Source organism: Iodobacter violaceini, from assembly GCF_011601265.1.
In the GTDB taxonomy this organism is placed as follows: Bacteria; Pseudomonadota; Gammaproteobacteria; order Burkholderiales; family Chitinibacteraceae; genus Iodobacter; species Iodobacter violaceini.
Window position 1 is genome coordinate 205,605 of sequence record NZ_JAAOLX010000003.1, and the last position, 18,251, is coordinate 223,855.

18 protein-coding genes are annotated in these 18,251 nt (G+C 50.5%); 14 read left to right on the top strand and 4 right to left on the bottom strand.

The features are described 5' to 3' along the window. Positions 1–35 precede the first annotated feature (35 nt). Together HA050_RS07050 and HA050_RS07055 are read right to left on the bottom strand one after the other, a co-directional pair. Positions 36–848, bottom strand: a complete 813-nt coding sequence (locus HA050_RS07050) for a sterol desaturase family protein (protein WP_166823902.1) — start codon at positions 846–848, stop codon at positions 36–38. Positions 849–983: 135 nt separating this feature from the next. Next, positions 984–1,760: a PEP-CTERM sorting domain-containing protein gene (locus HA050_RS07055; protein WP_166823905.1), complete on the bottom strand. Its 777-nt coding sequence runs from the start codon at positions 1,758–1,760 to the stop codon at positions 984–986. 320 nt (positions 1,761–2,080) lie between these two features. Here HA050_RS07055 and HA050_RS07060 point away from each other — a divergent pair, with 320 nt between their 5' ends. From HA050_RS07060 to rpmG, 10 genes are all read left to right on the top strand, one after another. Continuing rightward, positions 2,081–3,157 (top strand): ABC transporter permease, encoded by a 1,077-nt coding sequence (locus tag HA050_RS07060; protein WP_205836334.1) that lies wholly within the window; start codon positions 2,081–2,083, stop codon positions 3,155–3,157. Beyond that, complete coding sequence (locus tag HA050_RS07065; protein WP_166823908.1) at positions 3,157–3,906, top strand: ABC transporter ATP-binding protein; 750 nt, start codon at positions 3,157–3,159, stop codon at positions 3,904–3,906. The genes HA050_RS07060 and HA050_RS07065 overlap by 1 nt, the downstream gene beginning before the upstream one ends. Beyond that, complete coding sequence (locus HA050_RS07070; RefSeq protein WP_166823911.1) at positions 3,903–4,958, top strand: MlaD family protein; 1,056 nt, start codon at positions 3,903–3,905, stop codon at positions 4,956–4,958. Before HA050_RS07065 ends, HA050_RS07070 begins: the two co-directional genes overlap by 4 nt. Positions 4,959–5,009: 51 nt before the next feature. After that, the gene (locus HA050_RS07075; protein WP_166823914.1) at positions 5,010–5,603 is read left to right on the top strand and encodes an ABC-type transport auxiliary lipoprotein family protein; all 594 of its coding nucleotides are present in this window, start codon (positions 5,010–5,012) and stop codon (positions 5,601–5,603) included. A gap of 30 nt (positions 5,604–5,633) precedes the next feature. Then, positions 5,634–6,377: an RNA polymerase sigma factor FliA gene (locus HA050_RS07080; protein ID WP_166823917.1), complete on the top strand. Its 744-nt coding sequence runs from the start codon at positions 5,634–5,636 to the stop codon at positions 6,375–6,377. A gap of 6 nt (positions 6,378–6,383) precedes the next feature. Next, positions 6,384–7,124 (top strand): flagellar motor protein, encoded by a 741-nt coding sequence (locus tag HA050_RS07085; protein WP_099398809.1) that lies wholly within the window; start codon positions 6,384–6,386, stop codon positions 7,122–7,124. A gap of 99 nt (positions 7,125–7,223) precedes the next feature. Beyond that, positions 7,224–7,970: a lysophospholipid acyltransferase family protein gene (locus HA050_RS07090; RefSeq protein ID WP_166823920.1), complete on the top strand. Its 747-nt coding sequence runs from the start codon at positions 7,224–7,226 to the stop codon at positions 7,968–7,970. A 107-nt stretch (positions 7,971–8,077) separates the two neighbouring features. Continuing rightward, positions 8,078–10,417 carry a DNA translocase FtsK gene (locus HA050_RS07095; RefSeq protein ID WP_166823923.1) on the top strand — a complete coding sequence of 780 codons (2,340 nt, stop codon included), beginning with the start codon at positions 8,078–8,080 and terminating at the stop codon, positions 10,415–10,417. Positions 10,418–10,808: 391 nt separating this feature from the next. After that, positions 10,809–11,042, top strand: a complete 234-nt coding sequence (gene rpmB, locus HA050_RS07100; RefSeq protein WP_082752868.1) for a 50S ribosomal protein L28 — start codon at positions 10,809–10,811, stop codon at positions 11,040–11,042. Positions 11,043–11,059: 17 nt separating this feature from the next. Further along, a complete protein-coding gene (gene rpmG, locus HA050_RS07105; protein WP_046350383.1) occupies positions 11,060–11,215 on the top strand; it encodes a 50S ribosomal protein L33 in 156 nt (51 codons plus the stop codon). A 122-nt stretch (positions 11,216–11,337) separates the two neighbouring features. On the opposite strand, the gene HA050_RS07110 is transcribed toward rpmG, so the two are convergent. Continuing rightward, positions 11,338–12,225 carry a LysR family transcriptional regulator gene (locus HA050_RS07110; RefSeq protein ID WP_099398806.1) on the bottom strand — a complete coding sequence of 296 codons (888 nt, stop codon included), beginning with the start codon at positions 12,223–12,225 and terminating at the stop codon, positions 11,338–11,340. 237 nt (positions 12,226–12,462) lie between these two features. Between HA050_RS07110 and HA050_RS07115 the strand changes: the two genes are divergently transcribed. The 3 genes from HA050_RS07115 to HA050_RS07125 all read left to right on the top strand — a co-directional run bounded on the left by HA050_RS07115 (position 12,463) and on the right by HA050_RS07125 (position 16,708). Continuing rightward, positions 12,463–12,771 carry a DUF485 domain-containing protein gene (locus tag HA050_RS07115; protein WP_166823926.1) on the top strand — a complete coding sequence of 103 codons (309 nt, stop codon included), beginning with the start codon at positions 12,463–12,465 and terminating at the stop codon, positions 12,769–12,771. Continuing rightward, positions 12,771–14,576 carry a cation acetate symporter gene (locus HA050_RS07120; protein WP_205836352.1) on the top strand — a complete coding sequence of 602 codons (1,806 nt, stop codon included), beginning with the start codon at positions 12,771–12,773 and terminating at the stop codon, positions 14,574–14,576. The genes HA050_RS07115 and HA050_RS07120 overlap by 1 nt, the downstream gene beginning before the upstream one ends. Positions 14,577–14,794: 218 nt before the next feature. Further along, positions 14,795–16,708 carry an esterase-like activity of phytase family protein gene (locus tag HA050_RS07125; protein WP_166823932.1) on the top strand — a complete coding sequence of 638 codons (1,914 nt, stop codon included), beginning with the start codon at positions 14,795–14,797 and terminating at the stop codon, positions 16,706–16,708. Between the two features lie 188 nt (positions 16,709–16,896). On the opposite strand, the gene HA050_RS07130 is transcribed toward HA050_RS07125, so the two are convergent. Next, entirely contained in the window at positions 16,897–17,739 is an 843-nt protein-coding gene (locus tag HA050_RS07130; RefSeq protein ID WP_166823935.1) for a LysR family transcriptional regulator, read from the bottom strand. Between the two features lie 95 nt (positions 17,740–17,834). Here HA050_RS07130 and HA050_RS07135 point away from each other — a divergent pair, with 95 nt between their 5' ends. Beyond that, positions 17,835–18,248, top strand: coding sequence for an EamA family transporter (locus tag HA050_RS07135; RefSeq protein WP_166823938.1), 414 nt, complete (start codon positions 17,835–17,837; stop codon positions 18,246–18,248). The last annotated feature ends 3 nt before the right edge of the window (positions 18,249–18,251 follow it).

Consider the following 18,251-nt stretch of genomic DNA (forward strand, 5'->3'; position numbering starts at 1 on the left):
TGTGCCCCTGCCGCTTATGCCTGAATACCCCAAACTTAGTGACGCTTAAACGGATGCATCAGCTGGCCTGATACATCCGCTTCCATCGCCTCATCAATACCATAGCGCTTGGGCAGGGTATATGGCAGATGCAAGGTAGAAAATACACGATCAATCAAAGGAAACATGGCGGCGTAATTATGATCGCGCTGACCCTCTGCTTCATTTGCATGATGCCAATGGTGAAAAGCCGGTGTTGCAATCAGCCATTCCAGCGGCCCAAAACGCCAGCGCACATTGGCATGCACAAAAAACCCCCATACGATGCCAGCAGCAAAAATCAGCAGGGTTGATAAATCAGCCATCCCGCTCTCTTGCGGGCGGGCAAGGCCCAGCACATAAAGCACAACAAAGCTGATCCAGCGCGTAAAAACAATTTCAAAAGGATGGGCGCGGGCGCTCACCAGCCAATCCAGCACCACGGCACTATGATGCACCGCATGAAAGCGCCACAAGCCCGGCACCTGGTGCATGGCCCGGTGCACAAAATAATAGGCAATATCGCCCACAAACAGTCCCAAGAGTGCGCGCATGCTCACAGGCAAGCTAATCGCCCAGTTTTGCAGACTACCCGGCACCAGAAATGACAAAGCCAAAGCGCTGATACTCAACAGAGGCACAACAGCCAGCTTGAACAGCAAGCCATTGCCAAAGAAATAGCCAATATCCTGCCAGTATGCAGGCCTGAGCCCTTTACTTTTATGGGCGGCAAACAGCATTTCTGCCCCTCCCAGCAGCAGCAAAAGCAGCAAAAACCACACACTCAGGCGAAGTAACTCCAAAGCCACGTTTTGCAAGGACATGATCATTTTCAGTTCCTTTTGCAGACAAAAATTAAAGCAAAAAACGAAAACAACAAGCAAATCCACACTTCAGCACCACAAAGAACAAAAAAGGGCCTGAAAAACAGGCCCTTTCTAAAAACAACACCCTGATTTTAAAGCTTAGCCTGAAACAGCCAGCTTGCGGCGGGCTAAGAGGCCGCCAGCTCCGGCTATCATTAACATAAGCGTAGCAGGCTCTGGCACAGGTGATGTCGGAACCAGATTTACGCCGTCCAATAATGAATATGGAGGTTGCCCGACCGGGCCGCCTGTAACCAAAAACGACAGCGTCTGATTAGCACTGCCCGCAATAAAGTGCATATTGACCGCGCTCCAGCCCGAGAACACACCAGGGGCCGTAGTCAGTGTCTGCGAGTCTTGCGACTGGCTGCCAAAGCTGACATGCCAGCCATGCGTGGTGCTTGAGCTCCAGTTTTGCTGCTGTGCACCTGCCTGATAAAAGCTCAGATCATAGCCCGCCCCAACAGTCAGGCCAGAGAAAGTCTGGCTAAGAACAGAAGCACCCCATATCGGATTAGCAATATAAAAATTACCACCATCCGGGCTGGATGAAACAACTGAATTAAGCCCGCCGCCATTCCAGGCAGACATGGTATGGTTATTTGAAGCGGCAGCATTGGTGACAAAAGACCATGTGAACCCTTCCGGATTACCACCAGCAGGCATGTTCACCGACCATGCCCCGTAACCCGGAGCTCCCACTCGGCTACCTACTTCAACGCCCGTGGCTGAGCTGGCACAAGGATTACATCCAGGCAGATCATTAAACGAACCACCGGAAATCAAATTAGCCTGAGCCTGACCTGCGCACAAACCAATGCAGATAAAAGTAAGGAAACCCAAGGTTTTTTTCTTACTAAAAGATAAAGTTACCATATAAAACCCCATACCCAAGCGTGAAAAGCAAAGCCCCCTCACGCATAGTCCCCAGCCTTTGTGCTGTTGGCTTTTTGCGCTTTATTCAGTGTTGCCAATTAAGATATAAGTGTCAATTGGTGGCCGCAAACTGTAAGCCGAACGGTCATTTTTACAGCAATAATGAGAAAAACCCGAACACTTTGTAAGCTAAAAACAGGCACTGTTTGCAACAATTAAACTTTTCATTAGCTGCCAGCCCATGTAAATTCTATTTAAACGTACTTAAGCTGCGATAGCCTGCCCGCCCTTCCCCGCAGAAAACTCAAAAAGACCATTCAATGGCTCAGCTGGAAATTCGAACATCCCCCCAAGGCAAGATGCTGCAACTGTCCGGGCGCTTAGATGCGCAGACGGTGGCACCGCTGTGGCCACAAATCCATCAGCCGGGCATCAATGAGGTGGATGCAAGTGGAGTGACTTATTGTGATGGCGCGGGCGTTGCCCTTTTTTATGCCCTGATTCAGGGAGGCGCCAAAATTCATCATCTGGCCCAACCCTTTACCGAGTTGCTCGATGTTTTCCAAGTTGAAAAACCACTGTACAAAGCCGGGCCTCGGCCAGAAACAGGCTGGCTCACAGCCTTGGGAAAAGCCACCGCAGAACACAAAACGGCATTAAAGAATGCCATCAGCTATTCAGGTGAGCTCAGTGCCACCCTGATGCAAATACTGCGCTCACCCTCAAAGCTGAGAATCACAGAAGTGCTGGCCACCGCCAGCAAAAATGGCGCGGATGCACTGCCGATTGTCTCCCTGATCGCCATTTTATTGGGCATGATTCTGGCGTTTCAGTCGGCCATTCCCATGCGTCAGTTTGGCGCGGAAGTCTTTGTGGCCGATTTGGTCGGCCTGTCGCTCGTGCGTGAACTGGCGCCGCTCATGATGGCCATTTTATTAGCAGGCCGCACAGGCGCCGCTTTTGCTGCGGAGCTTGCCAGTATGAAAGTCAACGAAGAACTCAATGCCCTGATCACTTTAGGGCTCAACCCCGTACGCTATCTGGTGCTGCCCAGAATGATTGCCACCACGCTGATGGCGCCACTGCTTTCTGCCTGTGCCGTCTTCATCGGCCTTGTGGGCGCTGCGGTCGTGATGCTCAGTTTTAATATCCCCATCCAGACTTATATCAGCCGGGTTTCAACCATTGTGCATTTAGGTGATTTTATTGGCGGGTTGTGTAAAGCCGCTGTGTTCGGCATGGAAATCGCGCTGATTGGTTGCTATCGCGGCTTACAGGCAGGCAGCGGTGCCAGTGCTGTAGGTGCGGCCACCACACAAGCCGTTGTCAGCAGTATTGTGGCGATTGTGGTCAGCGATGGTTTATTTGCTTTTGTTTTTTACCTGGTGGGCTGGTAATGAGCGAAGCCATTATTCAGGTAAAACAACTGCAATGCGGTTATGGAGACCGGATTATTTTACGTGACGTAAGCTTTGACGTTGCCAAGGGAGAAATCATCACTATCTTGGGCGGATCAGGCTGCGGCAAATCAACGCTGCTGAAACATATGATTGGTTTACTGCCCGCCCCGCATGGCCAGGTACTGATCGGCGGCGAGGATCTGATCCACGCCAGCGGAGAAACAAGGCAGCGTATTCTGGCCCGCATTGGGGTGATGTTCCAGTCGGGAGCGCTGTTTGGCTCGCTCACAGTGCTGGAGAACGTCATGCTGCCGCTGGCAGAATATACAGCCCTCAATGCAGATGCCCGGGAAACGATCGCCCGCTTAAAACTTCGATTAGTCGGGCTTGAAACATTTGCCGATTTTTTGCCCAGTGCCCTGTCGGGCGGGATGCAAAAACGTGCGGCCATAGCCCGAGCCCTGGCGCTCGACCCTCAGGTGTTATTTTTAGACGAGCCCTCGGCGGGCCTCGACCCGTTTACATCAGGTGAACTGGACGCTTTAATTTTGCAATTAGCGCACAGCCTGCACACCACCTTTATTGTGGTAAGCCATGAGCTGGCGAGTATTTTCAGCATTGCGGACAGAGCCATCATGCTTGATAAGCAAACTCAGGGCGTATTAGCAATCGGCCCGCCCCTAACACTTGCCAGCCACTCAGATCCACGTATCAGTCATTTTTTTAACCGGCATATTCATTCATGAGCGCTCAAAAACAACATTTCCGACTGGGCGTCTTTGTCCTTGCCGCGCTAAGTATCTGCATTATTCTGGCCATTGCCTTTGGTGCAGGACGCTGGACCCGCACAACCATTACATTGGAAAGCTATTTTAATGAATCGGTGCAAGGCATTGATATTGGCTCCAAAGTCAAATACCGGGGCGTAATTGTCGGGGAGGTCAGTCATATTGGGTTTACTTATTCCCGCTATCAGCAAGAGCTGCCCCCTGGCGAGCGCCAGCAATATGTGCTGCTTGAAGCAAAGCTGCGCCCGGAATTATTTGGCGGCAAAAATATGCCTTTCCCGGATCAAACCTATTTAAACAAGGAAATCGAAAAAGGCTTGCGCGTCAGGCTCAATCCACAAGGCTTAACAGGCACCAGCTATCTGGAAATTGATTATCAGCCTGCCGGCACACCCCCGGCGCCCATCACCTGGAAGCCGGATAATCTCTATATCCCCTCTGCGCGCGGCACCGTTTCCCAGCTTGTCAGCGCAACTCAAAATCTGGCGCTTAAGCTGCAAAAGCTGGACATTGAAGGCTTAATCAATAATTTGAACCACGTTCTGGATAGTGCCAATCAAAAAATGAATGATGTGCCTGTTCAGGCACTCACCCAGAAAATGCTCATCATTTTAGAAAAGCTGGAAAAAGTACCCTTTGCAGAGCTCAGCGCTGAGGCCAGCGGTTTAATGCAAGAGGCGCGGGTCAGCAACCAGTCCATTCAAAAACTACTGGCCGATCCGGCATGGGCCAGTATGCCGGCTGATTTAGCCGCCAGCACCAGGCAGGCAAGAACCCTGCTGGAAAACCCCAGCCTGTCGGGCAGTTTGCAAAAAATGGAAAGCAGCTTAAACCGGCTTGATCAGCTTTTGGCTCAGCACGAAGGCGGCCTTGATATCACCATGAATAATCTGCAGCAAATCAGCGAAGATCTGCGGGTGATCAGCGAATCTGCCCGCACGAATCCTGCCGGCCTGTTGCTGGGAAAACCACCCGCCCCGTATCAGCTTCCCGTTCAGAAAAACAAATAACAGCCCATCCTGAGCGAATTGATGTCTCCTACATTTAAAAGAGCAGAAAAAATGAAACGATTGATCACTCTGATCTGCTGCGCACTGTTAAGTGCTTGTGCCAGCAGCATCCCCCCCAAAGAAAACTACCTGCCACAGACAGAGCGCAGCGGGCCAGCACAGCAGCTTCGTTTTCAGGGCAGCCTGAAAATACTGCCCTGGACAGCCCAGGCACCTTTTGGCGAACGTCAGTTTTTTTACAGAGAAAGCGCCCAGCGTTTTGCAAAAGATCCTTACCGCGAATGGCTGGCAAGCCCGGCTGAGCTGATCACCGCACGCAGCCAGAGCTGGCTTACAAGTAGTGGGCTATTTGGCCAGGTCTTACCGCTTTCCTCAAAACAAACAGCAGATTATCAGTTAAACGGCGAAATAATTGCGCTCTACACCGATCTGCAGGCCCAGCCTTATTCATTAGCAAAACTGCATATTCGCTTAAGTTCAGCGAATTCCCCTGTTATACTCGATACTATTCTTACGGCAAATGTAGCCATAAATGGCACAAATGCAAATGATATTGCCGAAGGATTAGACCGAGCTCTTGCAAGTGCTTTTAAGCAATTAGAAAGCAAACTGATTTTACTCCCAAGTCGCCAGGCTCTCAGCTAAACTGATTTTGCCACTTCAAAGTAGAAACAGATGCCAGCGCCACGCGCACTTTCTCTATATCGTCAGACACAGGCCAGCAGCGAAGATGATTATGTCGCTCGCCATGCCTCACTGGTCAAACGGATCGCCTATCACATGGTGAGCCGCCTGCCTGCCAGCGTGGAAGTGGACGATTTGATACAGGTTGGCATGATGGGCCTGATGGAAGCGGCCAAAAACTTTGACGCCAGTGCAGGCGTATTGTTTGAAACTTTTGCCTCTCAGCGTATTCGCGGCGCCATGCTGGATGAACTGAGAAGCGCAGACTGGATGCCCCGCCAGGCCAGAAAACATATGCGGGATATTGAAGCCGCACTGGTTAAGCTGGGCCACACCCTGGGCAGAGCGCCCCTGGAAAGTGAAGTGGCCAGCTATCTTCAGCTAAGCCTTGAAGAATACCAGGATATGCTCACCGAGGCGCGGGGCCATCAGCTTGTCCACTTAGATGATTTTGAAGATGATGAAGAAAATCATCATAGCGAACATAATGTAGCCGATCTGGCGCACAATCCGCTCAATCAGCTCTCTGAAACACATTTCAAACAAAAATTAATAGAAGCCATTGATGCTTTGCCCGAGCGGGAAAAGCTGGTGATGGCGCTTTACTACGACGAAGAACTCAATCTCAAAGAAATTGGTGCTGTACTCAGCGTCACCGAATCCCGGGTTTGCCAGCTGCACAGCCAGGCCATTGCCCGGCTGCGGGCGCGCTTAGGCGATTGGACAGGTCAATAAGGCGATATGGATAAAATCAGTATATTTGGCATTTTACTTGGCTTAACGGCGATAGTACTCGGGCAAATTTTAGAGGGCGGGCATGTGGCCTCCCTGATGCAAGCCACTGCTTTTATGATTGTCACTGGCGGCACGCTGGGTGCGGTGATGCTGCAAACCAGGCAGGATCACTTTATTGCTGGCTTAAAAATGGTGCGCTGGGTTTTTCTTCCCCCTCAGCACGATTTCAAAAAACAACTGGGCGTATTGGTCAACTGGGGCCAGCAAGCCCGCCGTGGCGGCCTTTTAGCACTTGAAGCCTATGTTCAGAGCGAAAAAGATCCTTTTGTAAAACGCGGGCTGCAAATGGTGGTTGATGGCGCAGAGCCTGAAGTTATTCGCCGCGCCTTAGAGCTGGATATCGATGTATTTGAAGACCGCGCCCGCTCTGCCGCCAAAATTTGGGAAGCCGCAGGCGGCTACTCACCTACGATCGGGATTATCGGCGCGGTGATGGGGCTGATCCATGTTATGGAAAACCTTACCGACCCATCCAAACTGGGTGCAGGGATTGCCGTGGCTTTTGTCGCCACCATTTACGGCGTAGCCATGGCCAACCTGATTTTTCTGCCTGTTTCGCATAAGCTAAAACAACATATCCAGACCGAAGTCAGGCGCCGCGAAATGCTGGTCGAAGGTTTGGTGACCATTGCCAATGGTGAAAACCCGCGGGTACTGGAAAACAAACTGGCCGGTTTTTTGTCTTAGCCACAAACAACAACTTTACAGCATCACTTAAATCAACAGGATTGGACTTCAGCTACACAAGAAAAACCTTATTCGCAATTGCCCTGCGGAGACATCACCATGCTTTGGTTTGCCAAATGGCTGCGCCTTACCCTTGCCTGGCTTGATCTCTGTGTCTTTACCCTGCTGATGCTCTTACTGGCACGCCTGCCTATGGCGCTTTTGTCAGCCTGGTACCCCTCATTATTTCAGGCATGGTGCCGCTGTTTTGTCCGGGCTCTGGGTGTAGAGCTTCGTTTACACCAGCACCATAAAAAACCGCTTCCACCCCAGTATATTTTAATTGCCAATCATCCTTCCGCCCTGGAAGACGTTGGCATTCCAGGCTTTTTTCCAGTCAGAAACCTCGCAAAAGAAGAGGTGCGTCACTGGTGGTTTGTCGGCAGAATCGCCGAAGCAGCCGGTACATTATTTGTTAAACGCGAAGAAAAAGATGCCCGGCAGGCCGCCCTGCTCAATATGATTGCCGCCGTAAGAGCTGGGCATTCAATTGCGCTTTATCCTGAAGGCGGTTGCAAAGGCCGTCGTCTCTGGGATAAGTTTTTATATGGCGCATTTATCGTTTCTATCGAAACCAAGATCCCCATCCTGCCGGTATTTTTATATTACGAAGCGCAGGAAGCCTTTGAATGGGGCCCCAATACCACACTCATTCAAAAAATATGGCAAATCATGCGCTCACCCAATCATGTGGCGCATTACCACGTATTTGACCCGCTGGAAGCCAGCCAGTTTAAAGATAAAGACGATTACTCCAGCCAGACCTATGCGCTCTATTCAGGCTGGCAAAAACGTTTTCTTGAGTGATCCTTCGCAGCAATTGAATGGCTTATTACCCAAATTAAACTGTCAACTGCTGTTTGCAGGATGTTGCCGCTATAATTAGTGGCATATTCATTGCAACCAAGCCAAACATGGCCATATTTCGTAAAAAAAACGTCGCGAATGTATCCAGCCGCGCCGCCTTGCCACCGCAGATCGCCATTCTTTTACGCGAATCATGGTGGTTTATTCTGGTCGTCTTGGTTATTTACCTCGTCCTTGTCCTTTCTACCTACAGCCCTGGTGACCCTGGCTGGTCTCATAGCGCCACCCGGCCCGAAATCCATAATCGCGGCGGAGCAGTAGGTGCGTGGATTGCCGATATCCTGCTCTACTTATTTGGCTTTTCAGCATGGTGGTGGGTAGGCTTTTGCTTTGCCGCCATTTTATGGGGCTATCGCCGCATTGATCATGTAAGTGATGGTGCCCGCCCTACGGTGCTCTTTGCCTGTATCGGCTTTCTGCTGATTATTCTGGCCAGCTCAAGCTTTGAAGCGCTGCGCTTACACAGTATCCATGCGGTATTGCCACAGGCCCCTGGTGGAATATTAGGTGTAACGCTGGGCAGCTGGCTTTACCTCAGCTTTGGCTTTTCTGGTGCAACGTTGTTTTTACTGGCCACTATCTGCATCGGCATTTCGCTATTCACCGGCTTATCCTGGCTGTATTTGATGGAAAATCTGGGAACCCTGATCGAGCTGAGCGCGCTGAAAGCAAAAGATGCCATTCAGGCATCACGCGATCGGAAAATTGGCCGTGAAGCCAAAGTACAGCGCAGCGAAAAGGTCACTTCAGAGAAAAAACGCTTTGATGATAAGCCACCGGTCCGCATAGAAGCAGCCCATACCGAAGCACCTGCTATCGCCGCCAAACTCAGCAAAAAAGCGCAGGAAGAGCAGCAAAAGGCCGCGCAAGTGCCGCTGTTTAATGCTGAAGACTTACCAGTAATAGCCAGCAACCAGGCACTGCCACCGATCAAGCTGTTGACGGTAGCGCCACCCGCTAAAGAAACAATCAGCAAAGACACGCTGGAATTCACATCAAGGCTGATTGAGAAAAAACTGGCCGACTTCAATGTAGAAGTCAAAGTCGTGGCGGCCTACCCTGGCCCTGTAATTACGCGTTACGAAATTGAGCCTGCGGTGGGCGTAAAAGGCTCGCAGATTGTTAATCTGATGAAGGATTTATCACGCGCGCTGGGCCTTGTTTCGATTCGTGTGGTTGAAACCATTCCGGATAAAACCTGCATGGGGCTGGAGCTGCCCAACCCTACACGGCAAATCATTCGCCTGTCAGAGATTTTATCGTCCGAGCCCTATCACGCCATGAGCAGCAAGCTGACCATTGCGCTGGGTAAGGATATTACCGGCAAGCCAATTGTCACCGACCTGGGCAAGGCACCGCATATGCTGGTGGCAGGGACCACCGGCTCGGGTAAATCCGTGGGGGTCAATGCCATGATTCTCAGCCTGGTTTACAAGGCCACGGCAGACGAAGTGCGCTTTATTATGATCGACCCGAAAATGCTCGAGCTATCGGTTTACGAAGGCATTCCGCACCTCCTGGCCCCTGTTGTGACTGACATGAAGCTGGCGGCCAATGCGCTGAACTGGTGTGTGGCCGAAATGGAAAAACGTTATCGCCTGATGAGTACCTTTGGCGTACGTAATTTAGCAGGCTTCAATCAAAAAGTGCGCGAAGCCGAGAAAGCCGGTAAACCGCTCACCAATCCCTTTACGCTAACACCGGAAGATCCTGAACGCCTTGAGCACCTGCCCTTTATTGTGGTGGTAGTCGATGAATTTGCCGATCTGATTATGGTGGCAGGCAAAAAGATTGAAGAGCTGATCGCAAGGCTTGCGCAAAAAGCCCGTGCTGCGGGTATTCATTTGATTCTGGCCACCCAGCGCCCATCGGTGGATGTGATTACCGGCCTGATCAAGGCCAATATCCCTACCCGGCTTGCGTTTCAGGTATCGAGCAAGATCGACAGCCGCACCATTCTCGATCAAATGGGCGCAGAGGCCCTGCTGGGCCAGGGGGATATGTTGTTCCTGCCACCAGGCAGCGGCTATCCACTGCGCGTGCACGGTGCCTTTGTGGACGATAACGAAGTGCATCAGGTGGTTGAAAACCTCAAGCAGCAGGGCGAACCCAACTACATTGATGGCATTTTAAATGGTGGCTTTGAAGCCGAGGCTGCAGCAAGCGGCGGCAATAGCGATGCGAACAACGAAAGCGATCCGCTTTACGACGAAGCTGTAGCCTTTGTGCTCAAAAGCCGCCGTGCATCCATCTCATCCGTGCAACGCCAGCTACGCATCGGTTACAACCGCGCTGCAAGGCTGATTGAGCAGATGGAAGCCGCAGGGCTGGTCAGTGGTATGGAAACCAATGGCAATCGCACTGTGCTGGCTCCTGCAAGCGAATAAGGCCATCACCGCCCCCGCCCTCAGTGCGGCGCAATAATGCCCGCCACAACAAGAGCCGCTTCTCCCTGGATAAGCGGCTTTTTTTGCCCCCGCCAACAGGCATTTTTCTCAGTAAATAGAACAAGATGAAGCCAAAACCAGTGACATGGGAAAAAGCACGATTTTCAATGCCAAAATGCAAATTCAGGCCCCCTGATTTACGCGATTATTTTTGCATATTTACAAATAGCCCTCAAACCTGCCGCCAAGCCGCGCAAAGCCTAGCTGTAAGCGATAAAACAGCAGCAAAAAAAATACAATTCCCTAAGGGTAAAGTGACATAGCTCTTGAAACGAAGCGGGGATCTATGCTATAAATCCGGTTTTTCTCAGAAGTCAGGGAATTACCCGCCATGGCACGAGTATGTGAAGTCACCGGCAAGCGCCCAGTGACAGGGAACAATGTTTCCCACGCCAATAACAAGACTAAGCGTCGTTTTCTTCCAAATCTGCACAGCCGTCGTTTCTGGGTAGAAAGCGAAAACCGCTTCGTTCGTCTGCGTGTATCTAACGCAGCACTCCGTACTATCGATAAACTAGGCATCGAAGTCGTCCTCGCGGATCTCCGCGCTCGTGGCGAAGTTTGAGGCTGAGGTAAGAAATCATGCGTGAAAAAATCAAGCTGGAATCCAGCGCAGGTACTGGTCACTTTTACACAACGACCAAGAACAAGCGCACAATGCCAACAAAGCTGGAAATCAAGAAGTACGATCCCGTGGTTCGTAAACACGTGATCTACAAGGAAACCAAGCTGAAGTAATTCAGTTTTTGTACGGTGGCCTTCATACTCGAACCCTGCCCTTGGTGGGGTTTTTGTATTTCCAGAGCATCAAAAAAAGCCAAACTCAGTTTGGCTTTTTTATTTTAAAAATTTAAAAGTTATCAGGGCAAATCCCACTCTGTTTTGAGTGAGCCCTTCAGCATCGCAATTAAGGGATCCTGCTCTCTGTCAGCCGAGTAAATAAACTGCAAGGGCACCCGTACTGCAATCTCCCCTCCCCGCCACAAGGCAATCGAGCCATCTGCGGCAAAGCGCTTTGCGGTGCGCTCAGCCAGAATCGCCACGCCCATTCCTGCTTTAACCAACTCGACAAGAGTTGCTTCTTCATCAAACTCGCCCACAATTTTTGGTGCGATATTCTGACTGCGCCACAGCTCCAGAGTGATTTCAGCCAGACTGGTAAATTGAGACAAGCCCAGCCAGGGTGCTTTACCCAGGGTTTTCCAATCCGCATTAGCCAGATCACCAGCCATGCCGGGGGGCAGCGCAACACAGAAACCTATTTCGGTCAGCTGCAAAGTTGTGACATTCTGATAGGGATTGCGCCCCAGATAAAAACCACCGTCCAGCACCTTTTTGCGCACATCATTTAATACACTCACAGAAATACCATGCGTGGTTTGCGCCGAAATCAGCGGATATTTCTCGCGCAAATGAGCCAGCCAGGATCCTAAGCGCAGCCTCGCCGGTACGCCTATCGTACCAATTTTAACTTTTCCTTTAGGCTCTCCTGCCAGTGCTTTGGCGCGGTTTTGCATGCCTCTTGCCAGGGCAAGAATGTGCTCGGCATCGGGCTGCAGCAACTTACCCGCTTCGGTTAATTGCACGCCACCTGGGAAGCGCTCAAATAAAGGAAGACCAAACTCCTCTTCTAAAGCCTTGATTTGCGCCGTTACGGCAGGCTGAGAGAGATGAAGTAATTCTGCGGCCTGGGTTAAATGCCCCTGCTGTGCAACGGCAATAAAAGTGCGGAGTTGGTAGATTTCCATGCGGAAAGTATGCTTAAAAACGCCTGACCTGTCAGCTTATTCCGGTAAAAATACCGTAGTCTGCCTGTATAAAATCCACAAAACAAAGTAAGCCCCAAGCAATACCAGTGCAATGCAACATCAGTTTTGCTGATTTTGTACATCAAAAATTGCAATTAGCATCAAAGGGTTGCTGTCGTTACATTATGTATCGGTTGTCCCTTCCGGGATCCACCTTGTTCAAGGAGGAGTCTAAGCATGAGTGAAACTATCATCGACCGCATTCAGCAAAATTCTAAATTTGCAGAATTAGTCCAGAAGAAAACCAGCCTCTCGTGGCTTTTATCATCAGTCATGCTGGTGATTTACTACGGCTTTATTCTGGTGATCGCATTTTCCCCCAAGACACTTGGGATCCCGCTTTCTGCAGGCAGTGTCACCACCATCGGTATTCCGATTGGTATCCTGGTGATTTTATCGGCCTTTGTACTTACCGGCATTTATGTACGCCGCGCCACTGAATTTGATCAGTTGACCCGTGAAATTATCGAGGAAGCAAAGCAATGATGCATAAACTGCAAAAGCAGCTGGGCTGCGGAGTATTGCTGGCCTTTGCCAGCTTGCCGGCATGGGCGTCTGGCAGTATTGACGGGCCGGTTACCAAGCAAGCAATGAACTGGCACGCCATCATTATGTTTTTTCTGTTTGTGGCGTTTACGCTGGGTGTCACTTACTGGGCAGCCAGCCGCACCCGCTCTGCTAAAGACTTTTACTCTGCAGGCGGTGGCATTACCGGGTTTCAAAATGGCTTAGCCATTGCGGGCGACTATATGTCGGCCGCATCATTTTTAGGGATTTCCGCTTTAGTATTTGATACTGGTTACGACGGGCTGATTTACTCGCTGGGCTTTTTGGTAGGCTGGCCTGTGATTACCTTCCTCGTAGCAGAGCGCCTGCGTAACTTAGGCAAATACACTTTTGCCGATGTGGCCTCTTATCGCCTGCAGCAAGGCCCGGTACGCACCTTTGCGGCCACCGGCACCCTGGTTGTGGTGGCGCTCTATCTGATTGCCCAGATGGTTGGTGCAGGTAAGCTGATTCAGCTGCTGTTTGGCATGAATTACAACACCGCCGTCATTATGGTTGGCATTCTGATGGTGATTTACGTCATTTTTGGCGGCATGCTGGCCACCACATGGGTACAAATTATTAAAGCCGTGCTGCTCTTATCCGGCGCCAGCTTTATGGCCTTTATGGTGCTTAAACATGTGAACTTCAGTGTTGAAGGCATGTTTGCCCAGGCTGTCCACGTAAAAGAAGCCGGCGCGCAGCTTCTTGCCGTGAAAGCCACGGCAGCATCTGATGTAGCCGCACAAGCGGTAGCCAATCACTCACCCGATGCGGCTTCTTTACTTGAAAAAGCATCTGACGCAGCAAAAGCAGCAGCAAAAGCCGCCAAAAACATCATGGCACCCGGCGGCCTGGTTTCTAACCCGATTGATGCGATCTCTCTTGGCCTTGCCCTGATGTTTGGTACAGCAGGCTTGCCGCACATTCTGATGCGCTTCTTTACCGTAAAAGATGCTCAGGCTGCGCGTAAATCCGTGTTTGTAGCCACAGGCTTTATTGGCTACTTCTATATCCTGACCTTCATTATCGGCTTTGGCGCGATTATGCTGGTGTCTACCGATCCATCGTATAAAGACGCAGCAGGCAAGCTGCTGGGTGGCTCTAATATGGCAGCGGTGCACCTTGCGCATGCTGTAGGCGGTGATTTATTCCTCGGATTTATTTCAGCCGTAGCCTTTGCCACCATCCTGGCCGTTGTATCCGGCCTTACCCTTTCTGGCGCATCGGCGGTTTCACACGATCTTTATGCCAGTGTATGGCGTCATGGACGCGTGGATGAAGCCACAGAAATCCGTGTTTCTAAATATGCAACCGTGGCTTTGGGTGTGGTGGCCATCTTGCTGGGTATTATGTTCGAGAAGCAAAACATCGCCTTTATGGTGGGTCTGGCGTTCTCTATTGCCGCTTCGGCCAACTTCCCGGTTTTATTCTTGTCGATGTTCTGGAAAGGCTTAAGCACCCGCGGGGCAGTGATCGGCGGCTATTCCGGCCTGATCTGCGCCGTGGTATTGATTATTCTCGGGCCAGCCGTTTGGGTTGATACTCTGGGCCACGCTAAGGGCAGCGAATTATTCCCTTATAAAAACCCGGCTATTTTCTCAATGACTTTAGCGTTTCTCATGACATGGATTTTCTCTGTGACCGATAAGAGCGCACAGGCAGATTCTGAACGTGCACAATTCCTGCCACAATTTATCCGCTCTATGACAGGGGTAGGTGCAGAAGGCGCATCTAAACATTAAGCATTAAGCAATCCGCCAAAACGCCCTGTATTTATGCAGGGCGTTTTTTATTGAAAATCACCACATATATAAGTAATCCAGAATGTATTAAAAAATATAAAGCACATTCATTTTTCATTTAGAATCAATTCAAATATCACAACTAAAACAATTAACTTTAACCCCTTTGTCATAATCAAATGGCACTATCCATTTAATTTTAATAAAAGGGTTATTCAATGAAACGCAGCACAATCGCGCTGAGTATTGCGCTTAGCTCACTATTAGCCGCATGCAATAGCGACAGTACCGATACCACCACCAGCACAAACAACAAACCCTTTATAATCAGTGGCGTATTTCAAGACTCAGCAGTAGAAGGCCTGGAATACAGCACCACCAGCAACCCAGGCACGCAATACACCAAGGCCGATGGCTTTTATTTATATCAGGTGGGTGACGAAATAACCTTTAAAATTGGCGGCGTGGTATTAGGTAAAGCCATTGCCACCGCTAAATTATCCCCGGCTGATTTAAGCGGTAGCTTTAACGATAAAGCCATTAATATCGCCCAATTATTGCAAACACTGGATAGCGATGGCGATCCGGCTAATGGCATTAAGCTTGAAGCAACCCAGCGCGATTTATTAAAATCATTAACAGAATCCAGCATCAAATTAGCCGCAAATGGCAATGAATTTGGCACAGAGCTGGCCAAGCTCGGCCTGAAGGTGCGGGACCGCAATTTGGCCAGCGAGCATTTTGAATCCACACTCGCCAGTCAGTTTGGCAAAGACAATACCAGCAAGGTAGGCGACATCAGCGTAACCAAGCATCAAATTGTGGTCGATCCTAAATTTAATGTGGCCTATCCGGGCACATTAGCGGGCCTGAAAGCCACTTTCCCAAATGGTTTTCCATTTAGCATGGGCTCGGCGCTGGCTTTTAAAGAAAAAACCAAAGATGGCGCAATTGAATTTTATGTATTGAGCGATCGTGGCCCCAATGCCGATTCGCCAAACCTGGCTGATGGCAATATCACAAAAGTATTCCCCGCCCCAGATTTCACGCCTAAATTTGGCGTAATGCGCTTAAAAGACGGCGTAGCCAGCCTTGTTTCAGTCACTGATATTTTAAATACCGACGGCAGCAAAACCACAGGTCGCCCAACGGCTGCCAATGAAATCGGCTCCAGTAAAGAAGTGCCTCTGTCTGATACCCTGCAAACGCTCGCCACCGATAAAAACGGCATCGATCCTGAAGGCATCGTGGTCGATAAAAATGGCGACTTGTGGATTTGCGATGAATACGGCCCCTTCCTGATCCGCATTGATCCTAAAACCGGCAAGATTTTAGAAAAGCTTTATCCTGGTGCGGGTGGCCTGCCTGCAGTGCTGGCCAATCGCCAGGCAAACCGTGGCTTTGAAGGCATCGCCATTGCCCCTGCCAGCGGCAAAATCTACGCCGCAGTGCAAAGCAATTTAGAAATCAGCGACAGCAAAAATAATAAATCGACCAAGGCACTGTTTACGCGGATTGCCGAATACGACCCGGCCACCAAAGCCACCCGCATGTTTGCCTACCCGATTGACGCCAGCTATGGCAAAAGCAAAGAGCTGAAAATTGGCGACCTGCTGGCGATTTCTGACACGCGCTTCCTGCTGATCGAACAAGGCATTCAAAAAGACGGCCTGATGCACCGCAGTGTTTATCTGATCGATATCAGCAACGCCACCGATCTGAGCGGCAAAACCTTGGGCGATAAGCGGGATCTGGAGTTTGGCGTGGCAGCCGATCTGGCTGGTATCCAGATGGTGAAACGCACCAAGCTGTTTGACTACGACGCCCTTGCTGGCGGCTTTGGTTATCTGGCAGAGAAATCAGAAGGCTTAACCATGATCGACGGCAAAACCATCGCCATCGTGAATGACAATGACTTTGATATCAAAGCCAGCCTGCAAGACGCCAAAGGCAAAACCGCCACCGATTGCGTGATCAGCAACGGCAAGCTAACTGGCTGCAAAATTGATAGCGCAGCGGCTGCAGCCGACGCGGTGAAATTTAATATCAGCCGCGGCGACCCAACTCAAGCGCCTTCACGCCTGTGGCTGTTTAAACTGCCGAAGGATATTAAGGAATACAGCGTGAATTAAACATCATACGGCGCATTCTCAATGCGCCGTATCTACAGCCGGTGCGTATTGCGCCCTTCCCGGGCCCAATACGCCTTATTCATTTGCAAGACGCAATTGCTTCAGGCATTGGGCCGCCCCGCCTCCCTAACTTGCCTGTTTTCATTTTTAAATTCCCCTCGCCCAATAAATCACTATAATTCAAAACCTCAGCCCCTCTGTAATTCCCGTAAAAACAAACCCGCTAATTGCTGATTTATGGGGTCTGTATCGCCCTGCTGGCGATACACCGCGATAGTTACATCAGGCAATGGAGGGAGTTCCGTGATCAGCTGGCTATGCTGTGGCGGGGTATCTGCCAATAGGGCGGTCACCCCCAAGCCTGCTTCTGCTGCCGCCTGCAATGCCGCCAGGCTGCTGCTTTCAAAAACAATATGCCATGGCTGATTGGCCCGATTCAGCGTTTCTAAAATGCGATCACGCCAAGTACAGGGCTGGCTAAAAATCACCAGCGGTATCGAGGCCGCCTGCAGATCAAACCCAGGCGCCGCAAACCAGTTCAGGGGCATGCTTAGCGCCTGATCGGGCGTTGCGGCTGCGGCAAGCGGCATGCTTACCAATACATCCAGCTCTTTGCGCTCAAAAGCCGCAAACAGTGTTTGTTTGTCGGCCACATCCACCCGCAGCCGCAAACGAGGGTGGACACAGGCAAAATCGGCCAGTACCCGATTCAGGTGGCCGCTGACAAAATCCTCTGCCAGACCAATACTGCGCTGCTGCTCGCCTTGCAATACCGGCTTGAGGCTAAGCTGGTCGGTTAAACTTAAAATACGCTCGGCATAGGGCAATAAAGCCTCACCTTCCGGGCTTAAACGTATGCCTCTGGGCGAGCGCAGCAATAAAGTCTGGCCAAGCTGCTGCTCTAGCCGCTGAATTTGCTGGCTGAGCGCAGGCTGTGTTTTGCCTTGCAAAATAGCGGCCCGGTTGATGCTGCCACTACGTACCACGCTCACAAATGCACGCAGCAATGCGGTATCCAGATCATTAGTCATAATAATATTTTATAGCCACTATGGTTTATTACAGTCTACCTATCAACTAATGCTTCAGCTAGTCTAAGCAAATCCAATATCGCTGGAGTAAAAAAATGTATGTTTTAGCCATTTTGCTGGCCATTGCCGGATCGGTGATTTATCACCTCTCAATTAAATTTGTGCCGAATGAAATCAACCCTTTTTTATCTTTATCGATCAGCTACGGCATTGCGCTTTTATTATGCCTGCCCGGTATTTACTACTATGGCGGCAGCCGCAGTGTGCAGGTATTGAACTGGAGCGTCGGTGGCGTGGCGCTGGGTATTCTGGGTATTGAGCTGGGATTTTTATTGCTCTACCGGGCTGGCGGTCATTTAGGCATGTCCTCCCTGATGACCAATGCCGCCAGCACGCTGTTACTGCTGCCCATAGGCCTGTGGTTTTTCCGCGAGTCGTTTTCAATCACCCGCGTGCTGGGCATGGGTTTGAGCCTCTGTGGACTATGGCTGATGATGCCGCGTAAATAAGCC

Coding starts and splice junctions, on each gene's coding strand:
- HA050_RS07070 (WP_166823911.1), top strand. CDS start 3,903: ATGAGCGCTCAAAAACAACATTTCCGACTGGGCGTCTTTGTCCTTGCC.
- HA050_RS07060 (WP_205836334.1), top strand. CDS start 2,081: ATGGCTCAGCTGGAAATTCGAACATCCCCCCAAGGCAAGATGCTGCAA.
- rpmG (WP_046350383.1), top strand. CDS start 11,060: ATGCGTGAAAAAATCAAGCTGGAATCCAGCGCAGGTACTGGTCACTTT.
- HA050_RS07125 (WP_166823932.1), top strand. CDS start 14,795: ATGAAACGCAGCACAATCGCGCTGAGTATTGCGCTTAGCTCACTATTA.
- HA050_RS07055 (WP_166823905.1), bottom strand. CDS start 1,760: ATGGTAACTTTATCTTTTAGTAAGAAAAAAACCTTGGGTTTCCTTACT.
- HA050_RS07050 (WP_166823902.1), bottom strand. CDS start 848: ATGATCATGTCCTTGCAAAACGTGGCTTTGGAGTTACTTCGCCTGAGT.
- HA050_RS07075 (WP_166823914.1), top strand. CDS start 5,010: ATGAAACGATTGATCACTCTGATCTGCTGCGCACTGTTAAGTGCTTGT.
- HA050_RS07115 (WP_166823926.1), top strand. CDS start 12,463: ATGAGTGAAACTATCATCGACCGCATTCAGCAAAATTCTAAATTTGCA.
- HA050_RS07130 (WP_166823935.1), bottom strand. CDS start 17,739: ATGACTAATGATCTGGATACCGCATTGCTGCGTGCATTTGTGAGCGTG.
- HA050_RS07085 (WP_099398809.1), top strand. CDS start 6,384: ATGGATAAAATCAGTATATTTGGCATTTTACTTGGCTTAACGGCGATA.
- HA050_RS07080 (WP_166823917.1), top strand. CDS start 5,634: ATGCCAGCGCCACGCGCACTTTCTCTATATCGTCAGACACAGGCCAGC.
- HA050_RS07120 (WP_205836352.1), top strand. CDS start 12,771: ATGCATAAACTGCAAAAGCAGCTGGGCTGCGGAGTATTGCTGGCCTTT.
- HA050_RS07090 (WP_166823920.1), top strand. CDS start 7,224: ATGCTTTGGTTTGCCAAATGGCTGCGCCTTACCCTTGCCTGGCTTGAT.
- HA050_RS07110 (WP_099398806.1), bottom strand. CDS start 12,225: ATGGAAATCTACCAACTCCGCACTTTTATTGCCGTTGCACAGCAGGGG.
- HA050_RS07095 (WP_166823923.1), top strand. CDS start 8,078: ATGGCCATATTTCGTAAAAAAAACGTCGCGAATGTATCCAGCCGCGCC.
- rpmB (WP_082752868.1), top strand. CDS start 10,809: ATGGCACGAGTATGTGAAGTCACCGGCAAGCGCCCAGTGACAGGGAAC.
- HA050_RS07065 (WP_166823908.1), top strand. CDS start 3,157: ATGAGCGAAGCCATTATTCAGGTAAAACAACTGCAATGCGGTTATGGA.
- HA050_RS07135 (WP_166823938.1), top strand. CDS start 17,835: ATGTATGTTTTAGCCATTTTGCTGGCCATTGCCGGATCGGTGATTTAT.